This window comes from Oxynema aestuarii AP17, assembly GCF_012295525.1.
GTDB classification, from domain to species: Bacteria; Cyanobacteriota; Cyanobacteriia; order Cyanobacteriales; family Laspinemataceae; genus Oxynema; species Oxynema aestuarii.
Map to the genome: position 1 here is coordinate 2,576,069 of NZ_CP051167.1, position 13,383 is coordinate 2,589,451.

10 protein-coding genes are annotated in these 13,383 nt (G+C 54.1%); 5 read left to right on the forward strand and 5 right to left on the reverse strand.

Going from position 1 to position 13,383, the window contains the following annotated elements:
* Nucleotides 1-128: 128 nt before the first annotated feature.
* Both HCG48_RS10490 and HCG48_RS10495 read right to left on the reverse strand, forming a co-directional pair.
* Nucleotides 129-2,276 carry a transglycosylase SLT domain-containing protein gene (locus HCG48_RS10490; protein WP_168569117.1) on the reverse strand — a complete coding sequence of 716 codons (2,148 nt, stop codon included), beginning with the start codon at nt 2,274-2,276 and terminating at the stop codon, nt 129-131.
* A 157-nt stretch (nt 2,277-2,433) separates the two neighbouring features.
* Nucleotides 2,434-3,555 (reverse strand): class I SAM-dependent DNA methyltransferase, encoded by a 1,122-nt coding sequence (locus tag HCG48_RS10495; RefSeq protein WP_246260027.1) that lies wholly within the window; start codon nt 3,553-3,555, stop codon nt 2,434-2,436.
* A gap of 175 nt (nt 3,556-3,730) precedes the next feature.
* Here HCG48_RS10495 and HCG48_RS10500 point away from each other — a divergent pair, with 175 nt between their 5' ends.
* From HCG48_RS10500 to HCG48_RS10510, 3 genes are all read left to right on the forward strand, one after another.
* Nucleotides 3,731-5,206 carry a leucyl aminopeptidase gene (locus HCG48_RS10500; RefSeq protein WP_168569118.1) on the forward strand — a complete coding sequence of 492 codons (1,476 nt, stop codon included), beginning with the start codon at nt 3,731-3,733 and terminating at the stop codon, nt 5,204-5,206.
* A 405-nt stretch (nt 5,207-5,611) separates the two neighbouring features.
* Entirely contained in the window at nt 5,612-6,097 is a 486-nt protein-coding gene (locus tag HCG48_RS10505) for a glycogen debranching N-terminal domain-containing protein (RefSeq protein WP_168569119.1), read from the forward strand.
* Nucleotides 6,098-6,101: 4 nt separating this feature from the next.
* Nucleotides 6,102-6,251 (forward strand): hypothetical protein, encoded by a 150-nt coding sequence (locus HCG48_RS10510; RefSeq protein WP_168569120.1) that lies wholly within the window; start codon nt 6,102-6,104, stop codon nt 6,249-6,251.
* A gap of 132 nt (nt 6,252-6,383) precedes the next feature.
* On the opposite strand, the gene HCG48_RS10515 is transcribed toward HCG48_RS10510, so the two are convergent.
* Complete coding sequence (locus HCG48_RS10515; protein ID WP_168569121.1) at nt 6,384-6,584, reverse strand: hypothetical protein; 201 nt, start codon at nt 6,582-6,584, stop codon at nt 6,384-6,386.
* 776 nt (nt 6,585-7,360) lie between these two features.
* Here HCG48_RS10515 and HCG48_RS10520 point away from each other — a divergent pair.
* The gene (locus tag HCG48_RS10520) at nt 7,361-10,531 is read left to right on the forward strand and encodes a sensor histidine kinase (protein WP_168569122.1); all 3,171 of its coding nucleotides are present in this window, start codon (nt 7,361-7,363) and stop codon (nt 10,529-10,531) included.
* 159 nt (nt 10,532-10,690) lie between these two features.
* On the opposite strand, the gene HCG48_RS10525 is transcribed toward HCG48_RS10520, so the two are convergent.
* The gene (locus HCG48_RS10525; protein WP_168569123.1) at nt 10,691-11,344 is read right to left on the reverse strand and encodes a M23 family metallopeptidase; all 654 of its coding nucleotides are present in this window, start codon (nt 11,342-11,344) and stop codon (nt 10,691-10,693) included.
* Between the two features lie 318 nt (nt 11,345-11,662).
* Here HCG48_RS10525 and HCG48_RS10530 point away from each other — a divergent pair, with 318 nt between their 5' ends.
* A complete protein-coding gene (locus tag HCG48_RS10530) occupies nt 11,663-12,049 on the forward strand; it encodes a hypothetical protein (RefSeq protein ID WP_168569124.1) in 387 nt (128 codons plus the stop codon).
* Here the strand turns inward: HCG48_RS10530 and HCG48_RS10535 are convergent.
* Nucleotides 12,046-13,314, reverse strand: a complete 1,269-nt coding sequence (locus HCG48_RS10535) for a glycosyltransferase family protein (RefSeq protein ID WP_168569125.1) — start codon at nt 13,312-13,314, stop codon at nt 12,046-12,048. The two genes, HCG48_RS10530 and HCG48_RS10535, sit on opposite strands and share 4 nt — an antisense overlap.
* Nucleotides 13,315-13,383 lie beyond the last annotated feature (69 nt).

A 13,383-nucleotide genomic window follows, 5' to 3' on the forward strand; every position in this document is an offset into this window, starting at 1 on the left:
CCCCTTAGAATCCATCCTCAATGTAGTCGCTGGGTGGGGCTTTGAGAATCCGTATTTTCCCTTATTTGCCAGGGGAACAGGTCGTGCAGTGGGCTTTCAACTCGTTGAATTTGCGGCGATCGCCCCCCTTAAAGTTGCTTCATCTTTTCAGCAATTTGCGGGTTGTACAACCGTAAATAATTCCAATAATTCTCAAACACGTGTTCCACATAACCGCGCGTTTCGGGATAGGGAATTTTTTCCACAAACTCGTCCGGGTCGCCAAAGCCGAAGCGATCGAGCCATCCGGCGACGGCCCCGGGTCCGGCGTTGTAACTCGCCACCGCCAGCAAAGAATTATCGTTATATTCCTCGTGAGTATACGCCAAAAACCAGGTGCCGAGTTTGATATTATCTTCCGGCTTTTCCAAATCGTAATCTTTCAGATTGATTTTCTGTGCGATCCACTCCCCAGTTTCCGGCATGACCTGCATCAATCCCGTCGCATCGACCACCGAGCGAATTTTGGGCATGAAACGCGATTCTTGGCGGATCAAAGCGGTGACTAAAAGCGGGTTGAGTTGACGTTCTCGGGACCATTCGAGGATGGGATCGAGGAAAGGGAATGGATAAAGTGCTTCCCAGTAATGGGGTTGCTGTTTGAGGATTTTATATTGCTCCCGTTCTTCCGGGCGATCGCGCCATGCCAAACTCGACACCATAAACAGAGCGTCCAAATTGTCGCCGACTCCCAAACGAATGACGCCATCGGTAAACTGCTCCGCCACGCTGGGACTGGGACGATTGGTAAATTCGACTTGCCACAAATTCCACGCTTCGCGATCGCGCCCGAGTTTGTACAATTCCTTCAAAACGTCCGATCCGGCGGGGAGTACGACCCGTTCGGTTTGGCGCACCACTTGAGGAGTGAGGGGGCGCACGGTGGTAAAATCGCCGACATTCCAGCCGAGATAGAGGGCCGATCGCCAAGCGTAATACGATTGGGGATATTGTTTTAAAACATGCTCGAACGCTTGGCGCGCTTCCTCCTGACGGCCCAACCGTCGAGCCCACTTGCCAACCCAAAACCCCGCTTGGGGAGCGAGTTCGTGGTCCGGGTTTTCGTTACCGAGTTCTTGTCCCCACTGCCACGCCTGTTGGTAGTCCCCCGCCGCCGCCCGCTCTTGAGCGAAATTCCAGCGAATTTTGGCCGCCGCGTCGGAATTGCTGTATTGGGTGAGAACCGATTGGCGAGCTTGTTGGGCCGAGGTGTTGCTTCCGAGACTGTCGAGGAGTCGGGAACGCTCGAATAAGGCATCTCCGGCGCGGTCGGGAAAGTTGGCGATCGCGCGATCGAGATAGGGAATGGCTTCTTTCGGATCGAGCAGACTCGCGAGGCGCAGCAGTCCGGTGGCGCTTTGCTCCGCGTCGGGGAACTCGGCAATCAGTTGGCGATAGGCTTCGCGGGCTTCTTGGCGTTTGCCGTCAATTTGCAAGCCTCGGGCGGCGCGGTAGGCGTTTTCTGCGGTGCGCGGCGCTTTGGCGTAGGCTTTGGCTCCGTTGCCGTAGTCTTGTTTTTCCCAATAGCCGAAGGCGATCGCCTCCCACTGTTCCGGGGTCAGTTGACTGCCGTGATTCTGGACGAGTCGCTCTAAATAGCTGCCGTAATCTTGCAGGTAAATTCCGTGTCGGGCCACGAGCAGGAGTAAGTCGCGGTCGGTCGGGTTTTGTTTGAGCCGGATTCGGGCAATTTCGACGGTGCGGGGGTGAGCCGGAAATTCGGCGATCGCCCGGTCCCAATAGCTCGGATCGTTTTTGCCGAGAGTGTAGTAGGCTTCGGCGATAACTGGCGAGTCCGAATAACTTTGTGCGAGTTTTTGCCAAGTTTCGGTCGCTTTTGCCGTATTTCCTTGAGTTTCGTAAGCTTTTGCCCGTTGCAGGAGAATGTAAGGGGCGAGTAAGTCGTAGTCTTTTTCTAAGCCGTCGAGGGTTTCGATCGCCCCGTCGGCTTGACCTCGGCTGAGACGATCGACTGCCAACAGGTAGCGCGCCCGCAGGCGATCGCGCTTCTCGCCGCCTTCGGTTAAAATAGCCAGTTCGTCGGCCCGTGCGTCTGGATCTAACAGTGCCAAGGCTAAGACCGCAGAATCTGCATCTTCTTCAGATTGCAGCAACAGCGAGCGATCGCCGCGATCGAACAGCGACAGTTGACTCACTGGAACCGTCGCCCCCACTAACAAAGCGCACAGACTCAAACCGAGGGCAATACTCACTTGCGTTCTTCTGTTTTCCAACATTCCCTTATTCACCGTCCCGAACCAGCAACACGATATATTTTAACGAGTCGATTGGGTCTTTTGCGCAAGAGGTCATACCATTTTAGATTGTAGATTTGAGATTGTAGATTTGAGATTGAGGGAGGTTTGAGGTTGGCGACTCCCACGGGCGCGATCGTCATTCTTTCCTACACAGAATCCAACGCAACTCAACCGGAGGTTTTTCCGCAAAGGGAAAAATATTGCGTCCGGTAGACCAGCCCACAAACCAATCCGTTGGGGGCCAGGCTTCGGGGCTGAGGTGCTGCCGTTCGTATTCGTAGGCGGATTCCTCGGAGAGGATTTTGAGGGGAAATCCGGCGATCGCAGTCCGAAACTCTTCTCGGGTGAGCAGGAACGACCAGACCACCTCGGCCATTTGGCGGACGCGATCGCTCGGGATATACCCCGGCTCGCATAAAAATGCATTAAATAAAAACAATCCCCCGGAAGGGAGGGCGTCACAGACTTTAGAGAATAAAATTCTCACGTCGTCTAGAGAGCGAAAGTGCGAAATTACTTCAGATACTAAAATCAAGGGATAATGCTGTGAGGGCAAGATCGTTTTAGGATCGAGAATGTTGCCTTGAATGACGCGAATCGGCAGTTGCTGTTGACTGGCTTCGCTGACTAAGTGACGGGCGAAAACAGGGGTCAGTTCGATCGCCTCGACGGGATAACCCAGTTGGGCCAGGGCGATCGTGTTGCGTCCGGTTCCGGCGCCGATATCTAAAATCGGCGAGTGGGTAGGGTTCGACAGTTGGCGGGCGACGGCGATCGCCTTGGCGTCGGGATGACTGCCAAAAAGCGGCCCGCTACGGCTTTTCACCCAACCGTCATATTTTTGTTCGAGGGATTTGATTTGAATCGTCGCCGACAGTTTCAAGCCGTGAGTCAACCCTTGGGTGGGGTCGGGGGTCGTGTAGCGAATGACGAGGCGGGCGTGGGGGGAGGTTTGGAAGCCTTCGGCGAGTTTGCGGGCGATCGTTTCGCGCAGTCCGGCGAGTTCGTTCTCTTTGAGATCTTGACCGAGCGATCGTAATAAACCTTCGAGCATTTGCATTTGTTCGTGCAGCATCGCCGGAACGCACGGCATCGCCAATTCGCCACTGGCGGCGGTCAGACTTTTAAATTTATGGCGGACGGCGCGATCGAGTCGGTCGGGATCGCGAACGGACGAACCTTGAGGATTGGGCGGGGAATGGGACGGATTCGACGGGGAAAAATCGGACATCAGGTTGCTGGAGGGTTCGGAAACCAAGAGCCATCCTCCTTAATCTTGCAGTTCAACGCGGCGATCGCTTCAGCAGTCCAATTTTAACTATTAGTGGGGGATTGGGGACAGCCCTAATTCCCGCCTACGGATTTCGCGATCGCCCAATTTCGATCGATACTGTTATCGTGACCGACTCCGATTAGTTTTGGGAAAAAGATTCATGGAATTCCGAGGCACGACAACAACGTATTCAGACTGGAGTGGAGACGCCCTGGCAATCGGGTTTCTCGAAGATAAGGTCGAGTTGGCGGGAGATTTAGCCAAACTGGACGAAAAACTCGCCGGAACCCTCGGCGAACTGATTGAGGAGAGCGAATTTCAAGGCAAATCCGGCAGCAGTGCAGTCACTCGGGTCGGTGGCGGCTGTGCCATTCGCAAAATTATCTTAGTCGGCTTGGGAACTGCGGATCGACTGAGCGCGGAGAACTTGAGACAGGCGGGGTCCACTGCCGCCCGGATCGCCGATCGCGAAAAATGCAAAATCTTGGGGTTGCAGTTCCCCTCGTGTCATGACGATCCGGCAGCGACGGCGCAGGCGATCGTCGAAGGGATCGAGTTGGGCTTATTTAAAGATACCCGCTTCAAATCCGAACCCGACGACAAAGGCGGCGTTCTCCAAACCGTGGAATTACTCGGACTCGGCGACCAGCCGGAGGCGATCGCCCGCGCCCGCCAAATCGTTTCCGGGGTGAATTTAGCCCGCGAATTGGTCGCCGCCCCAGCCAATACGGTAACGGCGATTACGATGGCCGAACTGGCCCGGGAAATGGCCGCCGAGTACGGCTTGGAAGTGGAAATTTTAGAAAAGGAAGAGTGCGAAAAACTGGGGATGGGTGCGTTTCTCGGCGTCGCCCAAGCCTCGGACTTACCGCCGAAGTTCATCCACTTGACCTACAAACCCGAAGGAAGCCCCCGTCGTAAATTGGCGATCGTCGGGAAAGGTTTGACCTTCGACTCGGGCGGACTCAATCTCAAGCCCAGTGGAAGCGGCATCGAAACGATGAAAATGGATATGGGCGGTTCGGCGTCTACCTTCGGCGCCGCCAAGGCGATCGCCCAACTCAAACCGGACGTGGAAGTTCACTTTATTGCCGCCGTGACGGAAAACATGATTAGCGGTCGGGCCATGCACCCGGGGGACTTCCTGACCGCTTCCAACGGTAAAACCATCGAAGTGAACAATACCGACGCCGAAGGTCGTTTGACCCTCGCCGATGCGTTGGTCTTTGCAGAAAATTTAGGGGTCGATGCGATCGTCGATTTGGCGACCCTCACCGGGGCTTGCGTCGTCGCCCTCGGAGACGAGATCGCCGGACTGTGGTCGAGTGAAGACCAACTCGCCGAGGAATTCATGGCGGCGTCGGCAACAAGCGGCGAGAAGTTCTGGCGGATGCCTTTGGAACAGAAGTATTTCGAGGGTCTCAAATCATTACACGCGGATATGAAAAATACCGGGCCGCGCGCGGGGGGTGCGATTACGGCGGCGCTGTTTCTCAAGGAGTTTGTCAAGGAAACGCCTTGGGTTCACTTAGATATTGCCGGACCGGTTTGGACCGATAAGGATAAAGGATATAACGCCGCAGGCGCTACGGGATTTGGAGTGCGAACCTTAGTGCATTGGGTGTTGGGCGCTTAAATCCGTTCTGGCGCAGGTTGACTGTTTGGTGGCCTGCGCCATGAATTGGATTTTAGATTTTAATCATTTATTTTGTATAAATACGTTGAAATTTTATGAAAGTTTAAGTTTTTTGAGAAAGTTTTAAACAACTCGGCGAGATTCACTCGAACCGCTACAATAAATTTACGGTCGGAATCAACAATAAATCTTTGTCATTCTCTCCTGGTGTTTGCGATTCCTACTCCAGTAAGATCGAATTTCTAGCAATTTTGTCCGATCTTTTTCTATCCCAGTTCCATCGCGTCGGTGGGCTGGGTCTTTTCATCTTGGGTTGGGGCGCGGTCAATCGATCTGACCGAGGAATCGCCACACAAGAGCGAATTCGTCCGGATCTAACTAGCATTCTCAGATTGCATATCCCCAATGATTGACTTACACGGAAAACAGTTCGTTCCTGCGCCACAAACCGATCGCGAACGGTGGTCCGAGGCGATCGAACAACAACACAAACCGACCTTTACCGTCAAAGAAAACGACATTTTTGCGATCGTCAATCGCCTCGGCAATATGGTCGTCGATCGCACGGGAAACGACCAGTTTGTGACCGGATTATTCTGTCAAGATACCCGGTTTTTAGTCGATCCGAATTGCAAATTGAAGGGCGATCGCCCATTTTACTCAGCAGCGTGGCGGAAACGGGATTTTCCCTCTCCGTCGCCGCCAGTAATCCCCGCATCACCGCCTACCGGAATTGATTTGCGGTTACGAACGATCTGGGGAAAAAGGCCCGGTGCGCTATCCGGTCGCCTGTTCGCCGCAAGCCTGGGCTGCCGGGAGTCTATTTCACCTGTTGCAAGCGGCGGTCAATCCGATCCCCGATGCCGAGGCTCAATGTTTGCGAATTGTTAAGCCGATGTTGCCCCCGTCCCTCGATCGCCTCGTGGTGCGCGATTTAAAAGTCGGTGGGGCACGCCTAGATTTGGAGTTCGATCGCATGGGCGAAACGACCGCCTGTCGGGTCACCGAGCAAGTCGATTCGGTGCAGGTCACGATCGAAGTCTGAGGCTCTTCCTAACTCGCCGAGGGCGATCGCCCGCCCGTCAGAACGCAAAAAAAGCGCAAAAAAAAGAGGGTCTCAAAGCCCTCTTTTTGGAATAGACCCAAGGATCGAGCGTCTGTTGTCTTGTCCGAATGTTCACAGCGCCTGTCGAGACACCTGCTTTTCAAACCGAGCTTGGGTTTGCTCTAACAACTGCTCTCGACTGTCTTTCGCTTGGGTAAAGTTGGGAACGAGGTTGCGAGCTTGTAACGCCATGTGAAGCTGAAGGTGGGCAACGTACTCGCTGATATCTTCACGATGCGAAGGAACGTGGTGCTGATTCGGATGCGAAGCCAAAGTGTTCTCCTTCCTTAACTGTGCAAGTTCTGGAATCTGCCTAAAAAGTTACCATCCCTGGCGCGGATCTTTTCAATTTGCAATGAAGCTTAACGATTCTGGTTAGTTTTATTAAGGCGTGTAAATTCTGGCGCTCCCGAAGCCGGCGATCTCGACTCGGTAAAATAGGATTGGGTGCCGCCATATCCAGCAACAGGCGGATTTCGAGATCGAATTCTCCTCAGCACCCCGCTCTAAAGAGACGGGGCTTCGTGCCTCTCCTTTCGTAGGGGCGTTTCGCGAAACGCCCCTACCCATTTGGGGAAACGCCCCTACCCATTTGGGGAAACGCCCCTACCCATTTGGGGAAACGCCCCTACCCATTTGGGGAAACGCCCCTACCCAGCCTAAGCCCTTTGAGGGCTACGTTATCGGTGAAGATCGCCACGGCGGCGCCGAGTTGGCCGCTACGGATGAGTGAGACTACCTATATACTCTCGGATTCGACCGATCTGCCAATAATGTTCAACGCTCCGTACTCGACCCCGAGCTTCAAAATCTAAAATCTAAAATAGATAAACTTGCCACGACCCAAAACAGGTGCAACAATCGGCGCGAGAGCCATCACGGTGCTTTTGCACGAGCTGCGATCGCCGCATCGAGCGATGTAGGTTAAACTGACCGATCGATTAGAGTCGCTATTCCTCTTCAGCATCTCGGTCTATTCTCGCTGCTGCCTTGAGTAGATTTCCCTTATCGGACTTGCCGATCGTTCAACTTCAACAATGGTATGAGCCATGTACGCTCCAGACAATCTCCATCTCATCCGTGCATTTCTGGACCACACGCCTCGTGCAGTGGCCCTGCTCGATCGCGAACTGCACTATTTGCTCGTCACCCGTCAGTGGCTGAGAGATTGCGCCCTCGACGAAATGGCGACTCCCTCGATCCGCGATGCCACAGAAGCGAACAACGATCGACAAAATTCCCAACAAAATCCCCGACAAAATCGGCAACAAAACGCCCAAACCCCTCTCAATTGCGGCGATCGCTCCCACGCCGAAATCCTCAAGCAATTCAAACAACGCCTCGGAGTCGTCCAAACTGACGGCGAAGACGAAAGCGAAACCGAACGACATTGGGATCGAGTGCGCCAAAATGTGCTGGCGGGAAAGGTGGAACGATGGCAAGAACATTATCGGTTGCGCGACGGTAGTGGACTCGTCGTCGAGTGGGAAGCCTGTCCGTGGACCGACGAAGGCGGTGACATCGGCGGTTTGTTGCTCGTCAGAGACGAACGGATCGACCCAGAAACGACCCCACCCCTCGCAACCGACGCCGACACCGACGAAGCCGTAGAACGATCGCGCGCCAACGAACGAGAACTGCACCGACAAAGCCAAGCATTAGTTAAACTCGCCCGCAGCAAAACCCAAAAAGGAGAAAATTTAAAAGCCGCCTTGCGCGAAATTAGCGCCACCGCCGCCGATATTTTAAAAACCAGTCAAGTCAGCATCTGGCTGTACAATAACGAGCGATCGCGCTTGCGGTGTATCGAACGCTACACCGCCAGTTCCCCACCCGACGATCGCCGTAGGAACAACAGCATCGACGAACTGCGCGCCAGGGATTGTCCCGACTACCTGCACGCTTTAGACTTAGAGCGGGCGATCGCCGTCGTCGATGCGCAAACCGATCCGATCGCCAGCGAACTCGCTCGATCCTATTTAATTCCCAGTGAAATTACATCCCTATTAAGCGTCCCGATTCGCATTGGCGGTAAATTAGTCGGCTTTGTCGCCTGCGAACACCGGGGCACTCCCCGCCGTTGGCAACTCGGCGAGCAGAATTTCGCCGCTTCCGTCGGCGACTATACCGCATTGGCGATCGAAAGCAGCATCAGCGAAACCTCGCAACGGGCCCGAGCCCGAGCACAGGAGAATCTCAAACAAGCCAACGAACAACTGCAAGCGGTTTTAGACGCCGTCCCGGGATGTATTTCTTGGTTTAGTTCGGATTTAACTTATTTGGGAGTTAACGATTATTTAGCGAAAACCTTCGATCGCGCCCCCGAAAGTTTTATCGGCAAAAAAATTGGATTTTTGCAAGGAAGTCCGCATTTCAATCAATTGGTTCCGGAATTTTTTGAAAATCCCGCTCGCGAAGATCGCAACGAAATTCAGATCCCACTCGGCGATTCGACCCGTCATTTTTTGGTCGTGGCGCAAAAGTACCAACAGGGAGACGCGGCGGTGTTTGTCGGCTTGGATATTACCGATCGCAAACAGGCGGAAGCGGCGTTACAAAAAGCCAATGACGAGTTGGAATTGCGGGTAGAAGAGCGCACGGCCCAACTGCAATCGGCGATCGCCCAATTGCGCGAGGAAATCGAAAGCCGCCAGCGTATAGAAGAAGCACGCGACGTTTTGGAATTTTCGATTAACAATGCTGCCGATTCAGTCTTTTGGCTGACTCCGGAAGGACAGTTTTTCTACGTCAACGATGCCGCTTGTATTTCCCTCAATTACGCCCGCGACGAATTACTCGACCTCACCGTTCACGATATTAATCCCGACTTGCCCCCGGAAGTTTGGCCGGATTATTGGGAGGAAATCAAATCCTTTGGCTCCGTGCGGTTGGAGTCGAGCCACCGCACGAAAGAAGGCACAATTTTTCCCGTAGAAATTACGATTAGTTATTTTAAAGTTAACGGCAAAGAATATAATTGTATTTTCGCCCGCGATATCAGCGATCGCAAGCGGGTCGAGGCTCAGTTGTACCACGCAAAAGCGGCGGCGGAAGCGGCGAACAAGGCGAAGTTGGCGTTTTTGGCGAATATGAGCCACGAGTTGAGAACGCCACTGACGGCGATTATCGGCTATAGCGATTTACTGCAAGAAGATGCGATCGAATTGGGTTTGGGAGAGACAGAATTTGTTAATGATTTAGGGAGTATTAATAAAGCTGGAATTCAGTTACTCGACGCGATCGAACAAATTTTAGATTATTCTAAAATTGAGTTGGGCAAGATGGATTTAGAAATCTCGACCTTTGAGATTTCGGAGTTAGTTAAGGAGTTGAAAGGGACGGTCAAACCGTTGGCGATCGCCAATTACAATAGTTTGGGGATTCATGTAGACGATCGCGTACCCACCATGCGCGGCGATCGCGCTAAAGTTAAACAAGTCCTGACCCACTTGCTCGTCAATGCTACCAAGTTCACCGAACACGGGGCGATCGAATTGGAAATTAACTGGCAGGATACCCCGGATTTTCGCTCCCTCAACTCTTCGCCCCATTCGGAACTGACTTCGGACGTCAACCACGACGGTTGGATCGTCTTTCAAGTCGTCGATACTGGAATTGGCATTAACGAAGAACAAATGGAACACCTGTTCGAGGCGTTCAGCCAGGTGGATACTTCTTCCACCCGCCGTTATGGCGGAACGGGGGTCGGACTGGCGTTAAGTAGCAGTTTATGCCAGCTCATGGGTGGCGATCTGTTTGTCGAAAGCGAAATCGGTGTCGGTTCGACGTTTACCGTCTGTCTGCCTGTCAAATTAGCCGCCCCCGCAGCCACGACCCCAGCCGGATCGAGGGAAGAAAGTATAAGTGAGAGTGCGGACGCTCCGTTTCTCGTACCCCAACTGCCTCCCGCGCCGGATGATTTCGAGATCGAGGACGATTTTTGGGGCGGTTCCGCCTCGGCGACCGATGGGGCGATCGCAGGGAAAGAACCGGAACCACTAGGAGAACTGGAAAAGCAGGTCGAACCACGGCCCTCGCCAGCCTCAGAAACACCGGATGCAACTGAAACATTGGACATACCGGAACCATCAGAACCCCCCCCAAGCGGGTCGCAACAGACCGAGGCGATCGAAATCCTGCCCGACGATCTCGAAATCCCCAGTGATTGGGACGATGAAAGTCTTGACGAACTCTGGGATTTGGAGAGTTGGAACGAGTAGGGGCGATCGCTCGCCATCTGAGGGGAGTTCGCAAAACAAAACCCGCCTAAGCGGGTTGAAGCCAATGCAGGCGGACGATCGCGGCTGATGTAGATGGCACCGAGATCTCGTAAAAATTGGAGGCGATCGCTCGATGCGAATGCTCCTGTAAGGGGGGTTTTAGGGTTGTTGCGAAATACGCCGTCTTTGTTCGCCGTACATCGCCCGCAACACTAAGGCCGGATCGTACCACTCATCGGCATATCTCAAACCCCAATGCAAATGAGGTCCGGTAGACCGTCCGGTCATTCCCACTCGACCGATACGAGTTCCCGCCATGATTTGTTGACCTTCCCAAATTTGGATCCCGCCCGCGCGATCGACCAGGGCCCGACGCCCTTGGACGGTTTGGGCGCGTCCTTGCATGTGACAGTAGATATGTTCCCAGTCCCCGGACTGGATAACCAAACCCGTCCCACACCGTCCGTCATCGATGACATCGGCGACGGTGCCACTCCACCAGTTACGAACGTAACTGCCCATCGGCGCGGCAATATCCAAACCGGAATGGAATTCCCGACTGTAACCGCCTGTGGGCGATTGACGATAGCCGAAGGGAGAGGTATAACCTTGGAAGTTTTCGACGGGGAACGAAGCATTTTGCCACTGATTCCCAGTAGCGACTGACGTGGAATTAACTTCCACTGCCCGACTCGAAAGGGGATAAAGCTGTAAACTCAATACTGCACCGAGGGCGACTACGGCGATTAAACAATGACGTCCGAAGCCGATTAGTTTTTTCCCGATTTGGAGTCGGCTCAACGTTTTGGTCATGGGTGACACTCCTCAACCGTCTTTAGGAAATTATCGAAGAACTTGAATATTGATTCATGGCTGCCACGCAGAAACTTGAGAGTTTCACGGCGAACTTGGCGATCGCTTCTTGCATAGCATAGCGCCGCGATCGCCCTCGATCGAAACTTATTTGGCAAGTTGGCAGCGAACGGCTCGATCTGGGGGGAGTCGGGAACTGGGGGAGCTGAGCGCGCTACGCAGCGATCGCGCCTCCCCCTAATGACCTTTTTTTGCAATTTCGTTACAATCGCTTTTATATTTCGCAAACCCGCGCCCAAGCTCACCCCGGAATCTTCCATGCTGACAGACATTTTACCTTTTCGGTTCGTTCTCAATCCGACGGCGATCGCCGGAGCCAGTTTGTGGTCTTTAGCCCTCTACTTGGCTTTTTTCCCGACGACGGAATGGATTAGCACCCAGCTCAAACGATGGTTTAACTTTGCCGAGCGATCGCTCTACACCTCGGAAGCGGAATACGAACGAACGCGCAAAGCGCGGGAATCCCAAAATGCTTTTTATGCGTCGATTTTGAGCATTATCCCTTTTTTCTTTCTCGGTGGTTTATGTAACTACGGAGTTGAGTTGAGTCTCGGCGACAGTTGGGCGATTAGTATCGGCTTGATTGCCTGCATGGGAGGCGGAATTTACGAACTCGGACGCCGGGATGGGGAATCGTCCCGCTAATTTGCCTCGGTTTTCTCCAACTCGTCGCGCACTACAGTCGCTAGAGCGTCGGCGGCTCCTGCTTTCCCCCGTAAGGCTTTGAGCCGATCGCGCATCTGCTCCAATCGTTCGGGATCCTCCAATAAGGCGATCGCCTCGCGCGCTACCGCCGACGGTTCCAACACTCCCACCAACTCGGGGACGATCTCCCGATTGGCCCAAATATTCGGCCACGCGAACAAGCGTCCCTGACGCAACACCCACCCGTTGATAATTTTCGCCAATCCCGTTCCCACCAAGGGCAAATTCGCTAACAGTCCCGGCAATCCGTCCCACGCGCGCATGGCGTCGAGTTGCTGGGTCGGCAACAACACCAGCATCGGCACCCCTAACGCCCCCAACTCCGCCGTGTTGGCGCCGACAGTGGTCAAGCACAAGCGACAGCGAACGAGCAAATCGTAAGCGGGACTGGCAGTATGCAGGCGAATCCGCACCCCCGTTTCCGTGAGGAACTGCGGCTCTCCTTCGGGCGATCGCTCCAACTGGGCGCCTCGGGTTCCAAAGCGCGACAGCAGGGGATTGCGTGCCGGATCGGCGAAGCGGGCGATCGTGTCGAGATCCAAACTGGGGGCGACGGGAATCACAAAGTGAGTTTGCGGCCTTTTCCGGGCTAAAATTTCGGCGATCGCCAGACACAACGGCACCCCCTGAGCGAGTTTGGCGGGTTTCGACCCGGGGAGCAAGCCGATTAATTCAACCGTGTTATTCTCACTTACATTCGGACTTTCTCGCACGTCTGCGGCGACTTCCGCGATCAAATCCCCGATCGTCGTTAACTTGGGGCGATATTTGGCCCGAACCCGCCGCCCGATCTCCGGTTTCATCAGGGCGAAGCGATCGACCCACGGCACCCAACGTGCTTCCCATTCGGCATAAATTATGCTGCGGTAGCCCAAGCGTTTCGCCACCACGAGGGTAAAAAATTGATCGCCGCCGAGAAATAACACCACCCCGCGCGATCGCCACTCCCACGATTCGGCAGTTTTTCCCGACAACAAAAACGGCCAAAAATTCTGCGGGTCTTGTACCCGATCGATCTGCGGATAAGAACGGGCGATCGCCGCTTCCTTCCCCGTCGCGTGGGGACAGGGAGACAAAATCAGGGAAATCCGCACCGAGGCGCGATCGTCCCCCAACTGTCGCCGCAACGATCGCACCGTCGGACGCACCCAGGTCGCCACCTCTCCCGGACCGTTGGCCAAAATGACAATATCGACGGGCTGCATTCTTGTTTTTTTCCCGATAAAATTCTAGAGTGAATTTTGTTAAAGCCCCTTGCCCAAAAGGATAACAGC